The following is an 18,365-nucleotide window of genomic DNA, read 5'->3' as shown; positions in this document are numbered from 1 at the left end:
GGATCGTCGGAGGCCGGCCGGGCCGGTCCCGCGCCGCCCGGCCTGCCCTGGCCCGTCTCCGGGCGCAGCGGCCTGGGCGGCCTGGTGCGCCCGCTGGAGGCGTCCCGGAGGTAGGAGGCGTCACCGGACTCGGTGGCGTGCCCGCCGGGCGGCTGGGCCGGGCCCGGATCGCGGCGCCGCAGATACCGCTCGAACTCGCGGGCGATGGCCTCGCCGCTCGCCTCGGGCAGCTCCGCGGTGTCGCGGGCCTCCTCCAGCGTCTGCACGTATTCGGCCACTTCGCTGTCTTCGGCGGCCAGTTGGTCGACCCCGACCTGCCAGGCGCGCGCGTCCTCCGGCAGCTCGCCGAGCGGGATGCGCAGCCCCAGCAGGTCCTCCAGCCGGTTCAGCAGCGCCAGCGTCGCCTTGGGGTTGGGCGGCTGCGACACGTAGTGCGGCACCGCCGCCCACAGGCTGACCGCGGGCACCCCCGCGTGGGTGCACGCCTCCTGGAGGATGCCGACGATGCCGGTCGGGCCCTCGTACCTGGTCTCCTCCAGGTCCATGGTGCGGGCCAGGTCCGGGTCGGACGTCACGCCACTGACCGGGACCGGGCGGGTGTGCGGGGTGTCGCCCAGCAGCGCGCCGAGCACCACCACCATCTCGACGCCCAGTTCGTGTGCGAAGCCCAGGAGTTCGTTGCAGAACGAACGCCAGCGCATGGACGGTTCGATGCCCCGGACCAGGACGAGGTCGCGGGGCTTCTCCCCGCCGATGCGGACCACGGAGAGCCGGGTGGTCGGCCAGGTGATCTTGCGCACCCCGCCGTCCAGCCACACCGTGGGGCGATTGACCTGGAAGTCGTAGTAGTCCTCGGCGTCGAGCGCCGCGAACACCTCCCCCTTCCACTCCCGGTCCAGATGTGCGACCGCTGTGGAGGCGGCGTCACCCGCGTCGTTCCACCCCTCGAACGCGGCCACCATGACCGGGTCGATCAGCTCGGGAACGCCCTCGAGCTCGATCACCCCAGCCTCCTTCCGAAGTTCCCTTGCGTACGGGACAACCTTACGGCCTGCGGCGTCCTTGACCGCAGCCCCGTGCGTGGCCGGGTGAACCTGCCCAGTTGCACCACGCCTACTCATACATCCGAGCTGTCTGCCGAAATATGGCCCATCTCTCTGGACTGGCGGCCGTTCGGCGGATATACATCGGATGACCGATGAAGAGGTCCGATGTTATTTCCTGGGGGGCGCATGAGTCAGACCGTCACGGACGTCGAGGTCCACGACATCCGTTTCCCGACCTCGCAGGACCTGGACGGCTCGGACGCCATGAACCCCGACCCCGACTACTCGGCCGCCTACGTCGTGCTGCGGACCGACGCCCCCGGACACGACGGCCAACCGGCCGAGGGGCACGGCTTCTGCTTCACCATCGGCCGGGGCAACGACGTCATGGCCGCCGCCATCGGGGCGCTGCGCCCCTACCTCACCGGACGCCCCGTGCCCCGGACCGCGGCCGACCTCGGCGCCCTTTACCGGGAGCTGACCCATGACTCCCAACTCCGCTGGCTGGGGCCCGAGAAGGGCGTGATGCACATGGCCGCCGGAGCGGTGGTCAACGCCGCCTGGGACCTGGCCGCCACCCTCGCCGGGCGGCCCGTCTGGGAGTTCCTGTCCGGGATGGCGCCCGAGGAACTGGTCTCCCTCGTCGACTTCCGCTACCTCACCGACGCCCTCACCCCCGACGAGGCGCTGGCGATCCTGCGCGCCGCCGAACCGGGCCGGGCCGCCCGCGCCGCCCGACTGCGCGCCGAGGGCTACCCCGCCTACACCACCTCGCCCGGCTGGCTCGGCTACGCCGACGAGAAGCTGGTCCGGCTCGCCGAGCGGGCCGTCGCCGACGGCTTCACCCAGATCAAGCTCAAGGTCGGCGGCCGGCTCGACGACGACGTCCGCCGCATGGCCCTCGCCCGCGCGGCGGTCGGCCCGGACGTCCGCATCGCCGTGGACGCCAACCAGCGCTGGGACGTGGCCGAAGCCATCACCTGGATGACCGCGCTCGCCCCGTACGACCCGCACTGGATCGAGGAACCGACCAGCCCCGACGACGTACTCGGCCACGCCGCCGTGCGCGCCGGACAGCCGGTCCCCGTCGCCACCGGCGAACACGCCGCCAACCGGGTCGTGTTCAAGCAGCTCCTGCAGGCCGGGGCCGTCGACTTCGTCCAGATCGACGCCGCACGCGTCGCCGGGGTCAACGAGAACCTGGCGATCCTGCTGCTGGCCGCCAAGTACGGCGTCCCCGTCTGCCCGCACGCCGGGGGCGTCGGACTCTGCGAACTCGTCCAGCACCTCGCCATGTTCGACTTCGTCGCCGTCTCCGGCAGCCGCGAGAACCGGGTGATCGAGTACGTCGACCACCTCCACGAGCACTTCACCGACCCCGTCGTCCTCGCCGACGGCCGCTACACCGCCCCCGAGGCCCCCGGCTTCTCGGCCAGGATGCGCCCCGAGTCCCTCGCCGCACACCGCCACCCGCCCACCCCGCGCACCGAGCGACAGCAGGAGGAGAGCCGATGACCGGCACGCACGACTTCGAGGGGATGAACGCCCTGGTGACCGGAGGCGCGTCCGGCATCGGAGCCGCCGTCACCACCCTGCTCCTGGCCCGCGGCGCACGCGTCGCCGTCCTCGACCGGGACACCACCGGCACACCCCCGGGCGCCCTGGCCGTCGAGGCCGACGTCACCGACGACGCCGCCGTGCGCGCCGGGGTGGACCGGGCCGTCGCGGCGTTCGGCTCCCTGCACACCCTGGTCTCCAACGCGGGCACCGGCGCCGTCGGCACCGTCGAGGACAACGACGACTCCGAGTGGGCGCGGGTCCTCGACGTCAACGTCCTCGGCATGGTCCGCGTCGCCCGGCACGCCCTGCCGCACCTGCGCCGGGCCGCCGCCGAACGCCCCGGCGCCGTATCGGTCACCCACACCTGCTCGATCGCCGCCACCGCCGGACTGCCCCGGCGCGCCCTGTACAGCGCGAGCAAGGGCGCCGTCCTCGCGCTCACCCTCGCCATGGCCGCCGACCACGTCCGCGAGGGCATCCGCGTCAACTGCGTCAACCCGGGCACCGCAGACACCCCGTGGATCGGCCGGCTGCTCGACCTGGCGGACGACCCGGCCGCCGAACGCGCCGCCCTCGAAGCCCGGCAGCCGCTGGGCCGGCTGGTCGGTGCCGAGGAGGTGGCCGCCGCGGTCTGCTACCTCGCCGGCCCCGCCGCGGCGTCCGTCACCGGCACCGCGCTGGCCGTGGACGGCGGCATGCAGGGCCTGCGGCTCCGCCCCGCATCCTCCTGAGCCGCCCCCTCGCTACAGCGTCGAGCGCAGCCACTGCTCCACGCTCGCCACGTGCACCGTCGCCCAGGCCCGCGCCGCCTCCGCGTCCCGGTCCCGCAGCGCCGACAGGATCGCCCGGTGCTCGTGCAGCGTCCGGCTCACCGCGTCCTCCTGGGTGAGTCCGCGCCACACCCGCGCGCGGGTCGTCGGCCCGGACAGGCCGTCGAGCAGCGAGCACAGCACGGAGTTGCCGGACGCCTGGACGATGCCCCGGTGGAACTCCAGGTCGCAGGCGACCAGTTCCTCCACCGAGGGCCGCTCGCCCAGCGCGTCCAGCTGCGCGCCGAGCAGGTCCAGCTGCTCCTCGCCGATCCGCGCCGCCGCCATCGCCGTGGCTGCCGGCTCCAGGATCCGGCGCACCGCCAGGAACTCCAGCACCGTGTCGTCCCGGTGGAAGTCCACCACGAAGCTCAGGGCCTCCAGGAGCAACTGCGGGTCCAGGCTCGTCACATACGTCCCGTCGCCCTGGCGGACGTCGAGAATCCGTATCAGCGACAGCGCCCGTACCGCCTCCCGCAGCGAGTTGCGGGAAAGCCCCAGTTCCGCGGCGAGTTCGCTCTCCTTGGGCAGACGATCGCCGGGCCTCAGCGCACCCGAGACGATCATGGCTTTGATCTTCTCGATGGCTTCGTCGGTGACAGCCACGGGCGACCTCCAGACATCCGATCTATCGCCCCATTATGCGTCCCGACGAGAGCCCTCCCGACCGCCGGAGCCGCTCAGCCGCGCCGCTCGTCCAGCACCTTCGCCACCCGGTCCCGGATCTCGTCCGTCGCCAGGCCCCGGATCGTCAGCGTCGTGCGCCGGCGCAGCACGTCGTCGACCGACTCGGCCCACTCGTGGTCGCGCGCGTAGACGACCTGCGCCCAGATCTCCGGGGCGTCCGGGTGGACGCGTCCGGCCAGCGCCGGGTTCTCGTTGGCCAGCCGGGCGATGTCGAAGGACAGCGAACCGTAGTGCGTGGCCAGATGGCGCGCGGTGTCGGCCGCCATCCGGGGGCCGGGCGTCCCGCCGTCCACGAGCAGCCGGTGTGCCACCGCGTTCGGGTTGGCGATACCGGGCAGCGGCAGCTTCCTCGGCAGCCGGGCCATCGGCTCCATGTCCTCGGCGAGCGGCTGCCCGGGGAGCGCGGCCAGCTTGTTCATCACCGTGCGCCCGATGTGCCGGAACGTCGTCCACTTGCCCCCGGCCACCGAGAGCATCCCGCCCCGGCCCTCCGTCACGACCGTCTCGCGCTTGGCCTTGGAGGTGTCGCCCGGCCCGCCCGGCAGCACCCGCAGCCCGGCGAACGCGTACGTGATCAGGTCCCGCGACAGCTGCTGGTCGCGCACCGAGAACGCCGCCTCGTCCAGGATCTGGGCGGTGTCCTTCTCGGTCACCGCGACGTCCGCCGGGTCGCCCTCGTACTCCTCGTCCGTCGTGCCGAGGAGCAGCATGTCCTCCCAGGGCAGGGCGAACGTGATGCGGTACTTGTCGATCGGCGTGGCCAGCGCGGCCTTCCACGGCCGCGTCCGCTTCAGCACCAGGTGGGCGCCCTTGGACAGGCGTATGGAGGGCGCCGCGTTCGGGTCCTCCATCTTCCGCAGGTGGTCCACCCACGGTCCGGTCGCGTTCAGCACGAGCCGGGCGGTCACCCCGAACTCCGTACCGTCCAGGCCGTCCCGCAGCTCGGCGCCCGTCACCCGGCCCCGGGTGAACCGCAGCCCGGTCACAGCGGCGTGGTTGAGCACCACCGCGCCCGCGTCGACCGCCGCGCGGACCGTCATCAGGGCCATCCGCGCGTCGTTCATCTGGTCGTCGCCGTACACCGCGACCGCGCGCAGGTTGTCCGTACGCAGCTCCGGCACGTCGCGCGCCGCCCGCGCCGGGCTGATCACATGGCCGACGCCGTCGCCGAACGCGGACAGCGCCGAGTACGCGAACACGCCCGCGCCGAGCTTCGCCGCGCCGTGCGGCCCGCCCTTGTACACCGGCAGGTAGAAGGTGAGCGGATTGGCCAGGTGCGGGGCGACCTGGCGGGAGACCGCACGGCGCTCGAAGTGGTTCTCCGCCACCAGCTTCACCGCGCCGGTCTGCAGGTAGCGCAGTCCGCCGTGGAGCAGCTTGGAGGAGGCGGACGAGGTGGCGCCGGCGAAGTCGCCGGCGTCCACCAGGGCCACCCGCAGCCCGGACTGCGCGGCGTGCCAGGCGGTGGAGATGCCCAGGATGCCGCCGCCGATCACCAGGAGGTCGTACGTCGCCTTGGACAGCTGCTCCCGTGTCTCGGCGCGGCTCGGGAGGGAGCCGGACGCCGGGTGCGTCCCGAGGGCGGGGACGCTCTGCAGGGTGGTCATGGTTGTCTACTCCTCGTCGTCCAGCCAGCCCATGGTGCGTTCCACGGCCTTGAGCCAGCTCTTGTACTCGCGGGCGCGGGTGTCCGCGTCCATGCGGGGGGTCCACTCGGCGGCGCGGCGCCAGTTGGCGCGCAGCGCGTCGGTGTCCGGCCAGAAGCCGACGGCCAGGCCGGCGGCGTAGGCGGCGCCGAGGCAGGTGGTCTCGGCGACCATCGGCCGCACCACGGGCGCGTCCAGGAAGTCGGCGAGCGTCTGCATCAGCAGGTTGTTGGAGGTCATCCCGCCGTCCACCTTGAGGGCGGTCAGCTCGACGCCGGAGTCCTTGGTCATGGCGTCGCTGATCTCGCGCGTCTGCCAGGCGGTGGCCTCCAGCACGGCGCGCGCGATGTGCGCCTTGGTGACGTAGCGGGTGAGGCCGGCGATGACGCCGCGCGCGTCCGGGCGCCAGTAGGGGGCGAACAGACCGGAGAACGCGGGCACGAAGTAGGCGCCGCCGTTGTCCTCCACCGAGGACGCCAGGGTCTCGATCTCGGCCGCGGACTGGATCAGCCCCATCTGGTCGCGCATCCACTGCACCAGCGAGCCGGTGACGGCGATCGACCCCTCCAGGGCGTACACCGCCTTCTGGTCGCCGATCCGGTAACCCACCGTCGTCAGCAGCCCGTTGTAGGAGTTGACGGGCGTCTCGCCGGTGTTCATCAGCATGAAGGTGCCGGTGCCGTACGTGGACTTGGCCTCGCCCTCGGCGAAGCAGGTCTGGCCGAACAGCGCGGCCTGCTGGTCGCCCAGCGCGGAGGCCACCGGCACCCCGTCGAGCGCCCCGCCCCGGGCGGTGCCGTAGACCTCGGCGGAGGAGCGGATCTCGGGCAGCACGGCCATGGGCACCCCGATGGAGGAGCAGATCCGCTCGTCCCACTGCATGGTGTGCAGGTTCATCAGGAGGGTGCGCGAGGCGTTGGTGACGTCGGTGACGTGGACGCCGCCGTCGGTGCCGCCGGTCAGGTTCCAGATGACCCAGGAGTCCATCGTGCCGAAGAGGATGTCGCCGCGCTCGGCGCGCTCGCGCAGCCCCTCGACGTTGTCGAGCAGCCAGCGCACCTTGGGTCCGGCGAAGTACGAGGCGAGCGGCAGCCCGGTCTCGCGGCGGAAGCGGTCCTGGCCGACGTTGCGGCCGAGTTCCTTGCAGAGCGCGTCGGTACGGGTGTCCTGCCAGACGAGGGCGTTGTGGACGGGCTCACCGGTGTGGCGGTCCCACAGCAGGGTGGTCTCGCGCTGGTTGGTGATGCCGATGGCCTGGACGTCGGCGGCGGTGATGCCCGCCTTCTCGATCGCGCCGGCGACGACCTCCTGGACGTTCACCCAGATCTCGGCCGCGTCGTGTTCGACCCAGCCCGGCTTGGGAAAGATCTGCTCGTGCTCCTTCTGGTCGACGGAGACGATCCGCCCGTCCTTGTCGAAGACGATGCAGCGGCTGGAGGTCGTGCCTTGGTCGATGGCCGCGATGAACGGGCCGGTGCCGTGGCTGCCGGTGGTGTGTGCGTCGGTCACGGTGTGCTCCCGGAGGTCTGTGGGGGTTGGGTGGTGGGCCTAGGCGAAGGCGAGGTTGTAGAGGCCGCCCGCGAGCGCGCCGCCGATCAGCGGGCCCACGACCGGAACCCAGGCGTAGCCCCAGTCGGAGCCGCCCTTGTTCGGCAGCGGCAGCAGCGCGTGCACGATACGCGGACCGAGGTCGCGGACCGGGTTGATCGCGTACCCCGTCGGGCCGCCGAGCGACAGGCCGATGCCGACGACGACCAGCGAGGTGATCAGCGCGCCCAGCGTGCCGAGCCCGTCGCCGTCGGCGTTCAGGCCCTGGGTGAGGATGGCGAGCACCAGCACCACGGTGGCGATGACCTCGGTGAGGACGTTCTGCGCGGCGTTGCGGATCTCGGGGCCCGTCGAGAAGACACCGAGCACCGGGCCGGCCTTGGGCGCCGCGGACTGGTCGACCATGCCCTCCTCACCCGAATGGGTGCGCAGGACCTCCGGGTCGGTGAGGTGGGCCCGGAACTGTCCGTAGTACGTCAGCCACACCAGCACCGCGCCGATCATCGCGCCGAGGAGTTCCGAGGCCAGGTAGAGCGGAACGTCGCCCCAGGCGGTGCCGCCCTCGATGGCCAGGCCGATGGTGACGGCCGGGTTGAGATGCGCCCCCGACACGCCGCCGGCCAGATAGGCGCCGGTGAGGACCGCGAAACCCCACCCGAAGGTGATGGCGACCCAGCCGGCGTCCCGCGCCTTGGAGTGCTTGAGCGTGACGGCGGCACAGACACCGCCGCCGAGCAGGATGAGTACGGCGGTACCGATGGTCTCGCCGATGAAGATGTCGGAGCTGGACACCCGCGACTCCTTTGTCCTTCGTCCAGGGAAGCCGAACCCCGAATCCCTCCGGTGGTCCGCGCCCTCGTGGGAGGGCTTGGCCGGCCCTTGGCACGGGTCACACCCTAACGCGAATTTCCGTTAAGTGTTCGACAATGCCGACCGGTGAACGGCAGTGTTTCGTCCCGGTGAAGGCAGCGTCAAGAGGGGTGTGACCTACGAATCGTTCGTCACGGGGACGCCGGCCGGGTACGCGAGCGGCCCTGGGCCCGGCCGGACGGGCGGCTCAGAAGCGGCGGGCGCCCAGATCGCGGGAGACGGCGCGGGCGCAGTCGCGTACGGCCGCGACCAGCTCCGGGCGCAGCTCCCCGTCCTTGCAGACCCGCTCCACCGCACCGGTCACGGCTATGGCCCCCACCGGCATCCGGCGCCGGTCGTGGATCGGGGCGGCCACCGCGGCCACCCCCTCCCAGGTCTCCTCCACGTCGGAGCCCCAGCCGCGCGCCCGCACCAGGTCCAGGACCGCCTCGAACTCCTCCGCGCCGGTCACCGTCCGGGGCGTGAACGGGCGCCGCTCGACCTCCATGGCCTCGGTGTGCGCCACCGGGTCGTACGCGGCCAGCACCTTGCCCAGGGCCGTGGAGTGCAGCGGCTGCATGGCCCCCACCTCCAGCACCTGGCGGCTGTCGTCGGGGCGGAAGACGTGGTGGACGATCAGCACGCCCTGCTGGTGCAGCACGCCCAGGTGGACGCTCTCGCCGCTGGACCGGGCCAGGTCGTCCGTCCACACCAGGGCGCGGGCGCGCAGCTCGTGGACGTCGAGGTAGCTGTTGCCCAGGCGCAGCAGCTCCGCGCCCAGCTGGTAGCGGCCGGAGGCGCCGTCCTGCTCGACGAAGCCCTCGTGCTGGAGGGTGCGCAGGATGCCGTGTGCGGTGCCCTTGGCCAGGCCCAGTGAGGAGGCGATCTCGGAGAGACCCAGCCGCCGCTCGCCGCCCGCCAGCAGGCGCAGCATCGCCGCGGCCCGCTCCAGCGACTGGATGTTCTTGGCCATGGCGCCGTACTCCTCCACCTTGTTCGACAATGCTGAACACTATCGGCCCATGCCGACCCGTGCTCGCCCGCAACGGAAGTCCGCAGCACTCGATGACCCCGGACACCCCCGTGACCAGCATGCAGTCCGGCTCGTGGGACAGAGTGACGGGGCGGGCCGCGACCCGGCTACCCTGGCCGGGTGCGCCTTCCGCCGAAGCCGCAAAGCCGACAGCCGTCGCATCCCAGGGAGTACATCCATGGCCTCGTCGCCGACCCCTTCCGCCGACAGCCGGACCCGTTCCGCCGCCCTTCGTGAGGCGCTCACCGCCCGAGTGGTGGTGGCCGACGGTGCCATGGGCACCATGCTCCAGGCACAGGACCCCACGCTCGCGGACTTCGAGAACCTCGAAGGCTGCAACGAGATCCTCAACCTCACCCGGCCGGACATCGTGCGCTCCGTGCACGAGGCGTACTTCGCCGTCGGCGTCGACTGCGTCGAGACCAACACCTTCGGCGCCAACACGGCGGCCCTCAACGAGTACGACATCGCCGACCGCGTCCACGAACTCTCCGAGGCCGGCGCGCGCATCGCCCGCGAGGTCGCCGACGCGTACACCGCCTCCACCGGCGAACAGCGCTGGGTCCTCGGCTCCATGGGCCCCGGCACCAAGCTGCCCACCCTCGGCCACATCCCCTACGCCACCGTCCGCGACGGCTTCCAGGCCAACGCCGAGGGCCTGATCGCCGGCGGCGCCGACGCGCTGATCATCGAGACCACCCAGGACCTCCTGCAGACCAAGGCCGCCGTCCTCGGCGCCCGCCGCGCCCTGGACGCCCTCGGGGCCGACCTGCCGGTGCTGTGCTCGCTGGCCTTCGAGACGACCGGCACCATGCTCCTCGGCTCCGAGATCGGCGCGGCCCTGACCGCCCTGGAACCCCTCGGCATCGACATGATCGGCCTGAACTGCTCGACCGGCCCCGCCGAGATGAGCGAGCACCTGCGCTACCTCGCCCGCCACTCGCGCATCCCGCTGCTCTGCATGCCCAACGCCGGACTGCCCGTCCTCACCAAGGACGGCGCGCACTTCCCGCTCGACGCGGAAGGGCTGGCCGACGCGCAGGAGACCTTCGTCCAGGAGTACGGCCTCTCCCTGGTCGGCGGCTGCTGCGGTACGACCCCGGAGCACCTGCGCCAGGTGGTCGAGCGGGTGCGCGGCACCGTCCCGGCCGCCCGCGAGCCGCGCCCCGAGCCCGGCGCCGCCTCGCTCTACCAGACCGTCCCCTTCCGCCAGGACACCTCGTACCTGGCGATCGGCGAGCGCACGAACGCCAACGGCTCGCGCAAGTTCCGCGAGGCCATGCTGGAGGGCCGCTGGGACGACTGCGTCGAGATGGCCCGCGACCAGATCCGCGAGGGCGCCCACATGCTCGACCTGTGCGTCGACTACGTGGGCCGCGACGGCGTCGCCGACATGGAGGAGCTGGCCGGCCGGTTCGCCACCGCCTCCACGCTCCCCATCGTCCTGGACTCCACGGAACTGCCCGTGCTGCGGGCCGGCCTGGAGAAGCTGGGCGGCCGCGCCGTCCTCAACTCCGTCAACTACGAGGACGGCGACGGGCCCGACTCCCGCTTCGCCAAGGTCACCCGGCTCGCCGCCGAGCACGGCGCCGCGCTGATCGCGCTGACCATCGACGAGGAGGGCCAGGCCCGCACCGCCGAGCACAAGGTCGCCGTCGCCGAACGGCTCATCGCCGACCTCACCGGCAACTGGGGCATCCAGGAGTCGGACATCCTCATCGACACTCTCACTTTCACCATCTGCACCGGCCAGGAGGAGTCCCGCAAGGACGGCGAGGCCACCATCGAGGCCATCCGTGAGCTGAAGAAGCGCCACCCCGCCGTGCAGACCACGCTCGGCCTCTCCAACATCTCCTTCGGCCTCAACCCGGCCGCCCGCGTCGTCCTGAACTCCGTCTTCCTGGACGAGTGCGTCAAGGCCGGCCTGGACTCCGCCATCGTGCACGCCTCCAAGATCCTGCCCATCGCCCGGCTGGAGGAGGAGCAGGTCAAGGTCGCCCTCGACCTCATCTACGACCGCCGCGCCGAGGGCTACGACCCCCTCCAGCGGCTGATGGAGCTGTTCGAGGGCGTCAACATGAAGTCCCTCAAGGAGGGCAAGGCCGAGGAACTCCTCGCCCTCCCGCTGGACGAGCGCCTCCAGCGCCGCATCATCGACGGCGAGAAGAACGGCCTGGAGGAGGACCTCGACGAGGCCCTCAAGGACACGCCCGCCCTCGACATCGTCAACAACACCCTGCTCGCGGGCATGAAGGTCGTCGGCGAACTCTTCGGCTCCGGCCAGATGCAGCTGCCGTTCGTCCTCCAGTCCGCCGAGGTCATGAAGAGCGCGGTCGCCTACCTGGAACCGCACATGGAGAAGACGGACGCGCAGGGCAAGGGCACCATCGTCCTCGCCACCGTCCGCGGCGACGTCCACGACATCGGCAAGAACCTCGTCGACATCATCCTGTCCAACAACGGGTTCAACGTCGTCAACATCGGCATCAAGCAGCCCGTCTCCGCGATCCTGGAGGCCGCCGACGAGCACAAGGCGGACGTCATCGGGATGTCCGGCCTCCTCGTCAAGTCCACCGTGATCATGAAGGAGAACCTGGAGGAGCTGAACCAGCGCAAGCTGGCCGCCGAGTACCCGGTGATCCTCGGCGGCGCCGCCCTGACCCGCGCCTACGTCGAACAGGACCTCCACGAGATCTACGAGGGCGAGGTCCGCTACGCCCGCGACGCGTTCGAGGGCCTGCGCCTCATGGACGCCCTCATCGCCGTCAAGCGCGGCGTCCCCGGCGCCACCCTGCCCGAGCTCAAGCAGCGCCGCGTCCCCAAGCGGGACACCGCCCTGCTGGAGGTCGAGGAGCCGGAGGAGGGCGTCCGCTCCGACGTCTCCGTCACCAACCCGGTGCCCACCCCGCCGTTCTGGGGGAGCCGCGTCATCAAGGGCATCCCGCTCAAGGAGTACTCCTCCTGGCTGGACGAGGGCGCCCTGTTCAAGGGCCAGTGGGGCCTCAAGCAGGCCCGGGCCGGCGACGGACCGACGTACGAGCAGCTCGCCGAGAGCGAGGGGCGCCCGCGCCTGCGCGGCCTGCTCGACCGGCTCCAGACGGACAACCTGCTGGAGGCGGCCGTCGTCTACGGCTACTACCCCTGCGTCTCCAAGGGCGACGACCTGATCCTGCTCCACGAGGACGGCTCGGAGCGCACTCGCTTCACCTTCCCGCGCCAGCGCCGGGGCCGCCGCCTGTGCCTGTCGGACTTCTTCCGCCCCGAGGAGTCCGGCGAGACCGACGTCGTCGGCCTCCAGGTCGTCACCGTCGGCTCGAAGATCGGCGCCGAGACCGCCAAGCTCTTCGAGGCCAACGCCTACCGCGACTACCTGGAGCTGCACGGGCTCTCCGTCCAGCTGGCCGAGGCCCTCGCCGAGTACTGGCACGCCCGCGTCCGCTCGGAGCTGGGCTTCGCCGGCGAGGACCCGGCGCAGGTCGAGGACATGTTCGCGCTCAAGTACCGGGGCGCGCGGTTCTCGCTCGGCTACGGCGCCTGCCCCGACCTGGAGGACCGCGCCAAGATCGCGGCCCTGCTGGAGCCGGAGCGGATCGGCGTCCACCTCTCCGAGGAGTTCCAGCTGCACCCCGAGCAGTCCACCGACGCGATCGTCATCCACCACCCGGAGGCGAAGTACTTCAACGCGCGGTAAGACGCCGTTCGACGTGTCGTAGCCGATCACGTCGTACACTGGTCGGTCCAGCGCAGGCCGGTCGCCCATCCTCCGGGACGGGCGGCCGGCCTTCTCGTCCCTCATGGAAGGTGTGCCGGATGACCAGTACGGTTCCCGCGTCCCTGACCCGCACGGCGGAGGGCGCCGCCCTCCGGGCCGTCCTTCTCGACATGGACGGCACCCTGGTCGACACCGAGGGCTTCTGGTGGGAGGTCGAGGTCGAGGTCTTCGCCGACCTCGGGCACCGGCTGGACGAGGCATGGCGGGACGTGGTCGTCGGCGGGCCCATGTCACGCAGCACCGGATACCTCATCGAGGCGACCGGCGCGGACATCACCCTCGACGAGGCCGCCGTCCTGCTCAACGACCGGTTCGAGAAGCGCATCGCCCACGGCGTCCCGCTGATGCCGGGCGCCGCCCGCCTGCTGGCCGAACTGCGCCGCCACGAGATCCCCACCGCCCTCGTCTCCGCCTCGCACCGCCGCATCATCGAACGGGTCCTGGACTCGGTGGGCCGCCACCACTTCGCGCTCACCGTCGCCGGCGACGAGGTCACCCGCACCAAGCCGCACCCCGAGCCCTATCTCACCGCCGCCCGCGGCTTCGGCGTCGACCCCGGACTGTGCGCCGTCATCGAGGACACCGCGACCGGGGTGGCCGCGGCCGAGGCCGCCGGATGCCGGGTGGTCGCCGTGCCCTCCGTCGCCCCGATCGCCCCCGCCGAGGGCCGGGTCGTCGTGGGCTCGCTGGAAGAGGTGGACCTCGCCTTCCTCCGGGGACTCATCGGCTGAGGGCGCCCCGGACCCGCCCCGATAGGGTCGTTCTCCCCGAACCACAGGGAGAACGGCCCCCATGAAACGCAAGACCCTGGTGCTGCCGGCCGTCGCGGGCCTGCTGGCGCCGGTGCTCGCCGGCTGCGGCGCGCCGGACGGCGGCGGCACCGGCACCGGCCCCGTCGTCGTCGGCACCACGGACCGGATCGCCGCCACCACCACCGCCCCCGCGCCGCTCGACCCGGCCACCGGCCACGGACCGGGCGCCTGGAACGTGCTGCGGCAGACCGTGCAGACCCTGATGGCCACCCCGCGCGGCGGCGGCGCCCCCCTCCCCGACGCGGCCGAGAGCTGCCGCTTCACGGACAGCCGGAGCGAGAGCTACCGCTGCCGGCTGCGCACCGGGCTCACCTTCGCGGACGGCAGCCCCGTCACCCCCGACGACGTGACGTACTCCATCGACCGCGTCCGCCGCATCGGCGCCGAAGGCGTCGCCGCCCTCCTCGACAGCATCGACACCGTCGAGACCGCCGGAGACCGCGACATCGTCTTCCACCTGCGGACCCCCGACGCCGCCTTCCCGTACAAGCTCGCCACCCCGGCCGCCGGCATCGTCCCGCGCGCCCACTACCCCGCCGACGCCGCCCGCAGCGGCTTCCGGGTGGACGGCTCGGGCCCGTACACCATGGAGCCGGAGGTGAAGTCCGGCCGGCTCGTGCGCGTCTCCTTCACCCGGAACCCGCACTACCGGGGGAGCCAGGAGATACGCGACGACACGGTCGAACTCGACCTGTTCCCCGACGCCGCCGCCATGGAGAAGGCCTTCGACGCCCGGCGCGTCGACGTCATGGCCCACGCCATGTCCCCCGACCGGGCCCGAAGCCTGCTCGACGCACCCGAGGACGGCGTACGGCTCACCGAGATGCCCGGCCTCGCCATCGGCTACCTCGGCTTCGACACCGCCGGCCCCGCCGTCCGGAACAAGGCCGTCCGCCAGGCCGTCGCCCAGACCGTCGACCGCGGCCGCCTCGCGGGCGGACCCCACGCCGGCACCGTCGAACCGCTGTACTCACCCATACCGTCCGGCGTCACCGGCCACGCCAACGCCTTCCACGACGCCTACGGGGAACCCGCCGCCGACCGGGCCGCCGCCCTCCTGCGAAAAGCCCGCGTGCGCACCCCGGTCCGCTTCACCCTGCACTACCCGAGCGACCGCTACGGCCCGCGGACCGCCGCCGCGTTCGAGGCGGTCGCCGACCAGCTCAACGGCACCGGACTCTTCGACGTCACCGCCGAGGGCGTGCCCTGGGCCCGCTACCGCCCCGCACTGCTGCGCGGCGACTACGCCGTCCACGGCATGCGGCTGGTCCCCGACTTCCCGGACCCCGACGCCTACACGGCGCCCCTCCTCGGCCCGTCCGCCACCCCGGCCGAGGCCCGCACCCTCGTCGACCGGACCCGCCGGCGGGCCGACCGCGCCGCCGCCGTACCCGACTTCGAACGGCTCCAGGACCTCACCGCCCGCGACGTGCCCGTGCTCCCGCTCTGGCAGGAGACGCGCTACACGGCGTCCCGGGAGGACGTCGGCGGGGTCGAATGGGCGGTCGGCCCGGGCGCCGACCTGCGGCTGTGGGAGCTGCGCCGGGGCACCGACTGAGCCGACGGCGCCCGCGCCCCCGCGTCACTGCGCGCCGGGGCGCACCAGGCCGCTCTCGTAGGCGTACACCGCGGCCTGCACCCGGTCGCGCAGCCCCAGCTTCGTCAGCACATGGCCCACATGCGTCTTCACCGTCGTCTCGCTGACGAACAGGTCCGCCGCGATCTCCGCGTTCGACAGGCCGCGCGCCACCAGCTTCAGCACCTCGACCTCGCGGTCCGTCAGCGTGTGCAGCGTGTCCGGCACCGGCTCCTCGCCGGAGGGCAGATGGTCCGCGTACTTGTCGAGCAGCCGGCGCGTGACGCTCGGGGCGAGCATCGCCTCGCCGCCCGCCACCACCCGGATCGCCTGCACCAGCTCGTCGGCCGGCGCGTCCTTGAGCAGAAAGCCGCTGGCCCCGGCCCGCAGCGCCTCCACCACGTACTCGTCGAGGTCGAACGTGGTCAGCACCAGGACCTTCGCCGGGCCGTCCCGGCCGGGTCCGGTGATCTGCCGGGTCGCCTCGACGCCGTCCATCCGGGGCATGCGGATGTCCATCAGGACCACGTCCGGCTGCAGCGCGCGCACCTGGTCCAGCGCCTGGAGACCGTCACCGGCCTCGCCCACCACCACCAGATCGCCCTCGGCCTCCAGAATCATCCGGAAGCCCGTGCGCAGCAGCGGTTGGTCGTCGACCAGAAGGACGCGGATTGCCACCAGATCTCCTCAATGCCCGTCGAGGGCCACAGGCCGGTCGGCCCCGGCCCGGACCGGGTCCATTCTGCCCTGGTCATCCTGCCCGTCACCGGCCGGGCGGACGCTCAGCGGATAGACCGGGGGAGTCCCGCCGAATTCCGGACAGAGCGCCTGGTGGTCGCACCAGCCGCACAGCTTCGTCGGGCGCGGCCGCCACTCGCCCGTCCGCGTCGCCAGCGAGATCGCCTCCCACAGCGCCAGCAGCTTGCGCTCCACCCGCTCCAGGTCCGCCACGACCGGGTCGTACGTGAGCACGTCGCCGCTGCCGAGGTAGACCAGCTGGAGCCGGCGCGGCACCACGCCCTTCAGCCGCCAGATCACCAGGGCGTAGAACTTCATCTGGAACAGCGCCCCCTCCGCGTACTCCGGACGCGGCGCCTTCCCCGTCTTGTAGTCGACGATCCGGACCTCGCCCGTCGGCGCCACGTCGACGCGGTCGATCACACCGCGCAGCCGCAGCCCGGACTCCAGCTCCGTCTCGACGAACAGCTCGCGCTCCGCGGGCTCCAGCCGCGTCGGGTCCTCCAGCGAGAACCAGCGCTCCACCAGCCGCTCCGCCTCACCCAGCCACCGCGCCAGGCGCTCGCCCCCCTCGTCCCCGTCGAACAGCCCGGCCAGCTCCGGCCGGGACTCCAGCAGCCGGTCCCACTGGCCCGGGATCAGCGCCGTCGCCCGCCCCGGCGTCCGCTCCGCCGCGGGAGCGTCGAAGAGCCGCTCGAGAACCGCATGGACCAGCGTGCCGCGGGTAGCCGCCTCGCTGGGCTTCTCGGGCAGCTTGTCGATGACCCGGAAGCGGTACAGCAGGGGGCACTGCATGAAGTCGCCCGCCCGCGACGGGGAGAGCGACGAGGGCGGCTGGGACGGCGACGGAACGGAGGTCATGCGAAGACCCTACGGCCCGCCACCGACACCGATCGGCATACCATCGACCACAGACCCTCCAACACTGCATCATCGTGGCGAAAGACACCGCGAAGGACGACGAACCGAAGGGACCTCGTGGACGAGAGCGGCGACAGCCGGCGGCCGCAGGCCGGACCGGCGGGCACCGGCCCCGGCGACGGCCCCGGAAAGGGCCGGCCCCGGCGCCGGGACGAGCCCGGAGGAGGCATCCTCATGGGCCGCCCCTTCGGCGTGCCCGTCTACGTCGCCCCCAGCTGGTTCCTGGTGGCGGCCCTGATCACCTGGGTGTTCGGCGGCCAGCTCGACCGGGTGCTGCCCGACCTCGGCGCCGCCCGCTACCTCGTGGCGCTCTTCTTCGCGATCGCCTTCTACGCCTCCGTGCTCGTCCACGAACTGGCGCACACCATCGCCGCGCTGCGCTACAAGCTGCCCGTACGGCGCATCCAGCTCCAGTTCTTCGGCGGCGTCTCCGAGATCGAGAAGGAGTCCGAGACCCCGGGCCGCGAGTTCGTCCTCGCCTTCGTCGGCCCGCTCCTCTCGCTCGTCCTCGGCGGCCTCTTCTACGTACCGCTGCGCTTCGTCGAACGCGGCACCGTGCCGGCCGTCCTGCTCGGCGGGCTGATGATCTCCAACCTCATCGTCGCCGCCTTCAACCTGCTGCCCGGCCTGCCGCTGGACGGCGGCCGCATGCTCAGGGCCGTCGTCTGGAAGATCACCGGCAAGCCCATGAGCGGCACCGTCGCCGCCGCCTGGGTCGGCCGCGCCCTCGCCGTCGTCACGCTCGTCGGCCTCCCGCTCCTCACCCGCAGCGGCTCCCTGGGCAACGACGCCGGCGAGATCAGCGGCATGGACACCGTCACCGACGCCCTGCTCGCCGCGATCCTCGCCGCCATCATCTGGACCGGCGCCGGAAACAGCCTGCGCATGGCCCGGCTCCGCGAACACCTCCCCGACCTGCGCGCCCGCAGCCTCACCCGGCGGGCCGTCCCGGTCGAGGCCGCCACCCCGCTCTCCGAGGCGCTGCGCCGGGCCAACGAGGCGGGCGCCCGCGCCCTCGTCGTCGTGGACGGCACCGGCACGCCCAAGGCCCTCGTCCGGGAGACCGCGATCGTCGCCGTCCCGGAGCACCGCCGGCCCTGGGTCGCCGTCAGCGGCCTCTCCCAGGACCTCACGGACGGCATGAGGGTCTCCGCCGAACTCGCCGGCGAGGCGCTCCTGGACCACCTCAAGGCCACCCCGGCCACGGAGTACCTGGTGGTGGAGGAGACCGGCGAGATCTACGGGGTGCTCTCCACCGCCGACGTCGAGCGCGCCTTCGTCGCCGCCATGGCCCGCCCCGCCGCCTGAACCGCGGCCGGACGGTCGCACAGCCGTACGGGCGGCGCGGTCGGAGGCCCCCGAAACACG

General features: G+C 72.4%; 14 protein-coding genes. 6 read left to right on the top strand and 8 right to left on the bottom strand.

What is annotated here, in order from left to right; translation table 11 throughout:
• Positions 1–1,004, bottom strand: a 1,004-nt coding sequence (locus MHW47_RS06820) for a PAC2 family protein (RefSeq protein WP_239221733.1), incomplete at its 3' end; no start/stop codon positions are given.
• A gap of 228 nt (positions 1,005–1,232) precedes the next feature.
• Here MHW47_RS06820 and MHW47_RS06815 point away from each other — a divergent pair.
• Both MHW47_RS06815 and MHW47_RS06810 read left to right on the top strand, forming a co-directional pair.
• Entirely contained in the window at positions 1,233–2,561 is a 1,329-nt protein-coding gene (locus MHW47_RS06815) for an enolase C-terminal domain-like protein (protein ID WP_239221732.1), read from the top strand.
• Positions 2,558–3,337, top strand: a complete 780-nt coding sequence (locus MHW47_RS06810) for an SDR family NAD(P)-dependent oxidoreductase (RefSeq protein ID WP_239221731.1) — start codon at positions 2,558–2,560, stop codon at positions 3,335–3,337. Before MHW47_RS06815 ends, MHW47_RS06810 begins: the two co-directional genes overlap by 4 nt.
• Positions 3,338–3,349: 12 nt before the next feature.
• On the opposite strand, the gene MHW47_RS06805 is transcribed toward MHW47_RS06810, so the two are convergent.
• From MHW47_RS06805 to MHW47_RS06785, 5 genes are all read right to left on the bottom strand, one after another.
• A complete protein-coding gene (locus MHW47_RS06805) occupies positions 3,350–4,021 on the bottom strand; it encodes a FadR/GntR family transcriptional regulator (protein WP_239221730.1) in 672 nt (223 codons plus the stop codon).
• 74 nt (positions 4,022–4,095) lie between these two features.
• A complete protein-coding gene (locus tag MHW47_RS06800; protein WP_239221729.1) occupies positions 4,096–5,709 on the bottom strand; it encodes a glycerol-3-phosphate dehydrogenase/oxidase in 1,614 nt (537 codons plus the stop codon).
• Positions 5,710–5,715: 6 nt separating this feature from the next.
• Positions 5,716–7,257, bottom strand: coding sequence for a glycerol kinase GlpK (gene glpK, locus MHW47_RS06795; protein WP_239221728.1), 1,542 nt, complete (start codon positions 7,255–7,257; stop codon positions 5,716–5,718).
• Positions 7,258–7,296: 39 nt separating this feature from the next.
• Positions 7,297–8,088, bottom strand: a complete 792-nt coding sequence (locus MHW47_RS06790; RefSeq protein ID WP_239221727.1) for an MIP/aquaporin family protein — start codon at positions 8,086–8,088, stop codon at positions 7,297–7,299.
• A 265-nt stretch (positions 8,089–8,353) separates the two neighbouring features.
• Positions 8,354–9,118 (bottom strand): IclR family transcriptional regulator, encoded by a 765-nt coding sequence (locus tag MHW47_RS06785; RefSeq protein WP_239221735.1) that lies wholly within the window; start codon positions 9,116–9,118, stop codon positions 8,354–8,356.
• Positions 9,119–9,356: 238 nt separating this feature from the next.
• Here MHW47_RS06785 and metH point away from each other — a divergent pair, with 238 nt between their 5' ends.
• The 3 genes from metH (at position 9,357) to MHW47_RS06770 (ending at position 15,320) form a co-directional block, all read left to right on the top strand.
• Complete coding sequence (metH, locus tag MHW47_RS06780) at positions 9,357–12,869, top strand: methionine synthase (protein WP_239221726.1); 3,513 nt, start codon at positions 9,357–9,359, stop codon at positions 12,867–12,869.
• Positions 12,870–12,988: 119 nt separating this feature from the next.
• Positions 12,989–13,681 (top strand): HAD family phosphatase, encoded by a 693-nt coding sequence (locus MHW47_RS06775; protein ID WP_239221725.1) that lies wholly within the window; start codon positions 12,989–12,991, stop codon positions 13,679–13,681.
• A 61-nt stretch (positions 13,682–13,742) separates the two neighbouring features.
• Positions 13,743–15,320 carry an ABC transporter substrate-binding protein gene (locus MHW47_RS06770; RefSeq protein ID WP_239221724.1) on the top strand — a complete coding sequence of 526 codons (1,578 nt, stop codon included), beginning with the start codon at positions 13,743–13,745 and terminating at the stop codon, positions 15,318–15,320.
• A 24-nt stretch (positions 15,321–15,344) separates the two neighbouring features.
• Here MHW47_RS06770 and MHW47_RS06765 read toward each other — a convergent pair whose 3' ends face one another.
• Both MHW47_RS06765 and MHW47_RS06760 read right to left on the bottom strand, forming a co-directional pair.
• The gene (locus MHW47_RS06765; RefSeq protein WP_239221723.1) at positions 15,345–16,016 is read right to left on the bottom strand and encodes a response regulator transcription factor; all 672 of its coding nucleotides are present in this window, start codon (positions 16,014–16,016) and stop codon (positions 15,345–15,347) included.
• Between the two features lie 9 nt (positions 16,017–16,025).
• Positions 16,026–16,871, bottom strand: coding sequence for a PD-(D/E)XK nuclease family protein (locus MHW47_RS06760; protein ID WP_239221734.1), 846 nt, complete (start codon positions 16,869–16,871; stop codon positions 16,026–16,028).
• Between the two features lie 183 nt (positions 16,872–17,054).
• On the opposite strand from MHW47_RS06760, the gene MHW47_RS06755 reads away from it, so the two are divergent.
• Positions 17,055–18,305, top strand: a complete 1,251-nt coding sequence (locus MHW47_RS06755) for a site-2 protease family protein (RefSeq protein ID WP_239221722.1) — start codon at positions 17,055–17,057, stop codon at positions 18,303–18,305.
• The last annotated feature ends 60 nt before the right edge of the window (positions 18,306–18,365 follow it).

The organism is Streptomyces sp. OfavH-34-F (genome assembly GCF_022347745.1).
In the GTDB taxonomy this organism is placed as follows: domain Bacteria; phylum Actinomycetota; class Actinomycetes; order Streptomycetales; family Streptomycetaceae; genus Streptomyces.
This window is presented reverse-complemented; position numbering and strand designations above follow the sequence as displayed.

What these genes read in the sequence shown, in the direction of transcription:
- MHW47_RS06815 (WP_239221732.1), top strand. Translation starts at nt 1,233, where the DNA reads ATGAGTCAGACCGTCACGGACGTCGAGGTCCACGACATCCGTTTCCCG.
- MHW47_RS06810 (WP_239221731.1), top strand. Translation starts at nt 2,558, where the DNA reads ATGACCGGCACGCACGACTTCGAGGGGATGAACGCCCTGGTGACCGGA.
- MHW47_RS06800 (WP_239221729.1), bottom strand. Translation starts at nt 5,709, where the DNA reads ATGACCACCCTGCAGAGCGTCCCCGCCCTCGGGACGCACCCGGCGTCC.
- MHW47_RS06785 (WP_239221735.1), bottom strand. Translation starts at nt 9,118, where the DNA reads ATGGCCAAGAACATCCAGTCGCTGGAGCGGGCCGCGGCGATGCTGCGC.
- metH (WP_239221726.1), top strand. Translation starts at nt 9,357, where the DNA reads ATGGCCTCGTCGCCGACCCCTTCCGCCGACAGCCGGACCCGTTCCGCC.
- MHW47_RS06775 (WP_239221725.1), top strand. Translation starts at nt 12,989, where the DNA reads ATGACCAGTACGGTTCCCGCGTCCCTGACCCGCACGGCGGAGGGCGCC.
- MHW47_RS06770 (WP_239221724.1), top strand. Translation starts at nt 13,743, where the DNA reads ATGAAACGCAAGACCCTGGTGCTGCCGGCCGTCGCGGGCCTGCTGGCG.
- MHW47_RS06760 (WP_239221734.1), bottom strand. Translation starts at nt 16,871, where the DNA reads ATGCAGTGCCCCCTGCTGTACCGCTTCCGGGTCATCGACAAGCTGCCC.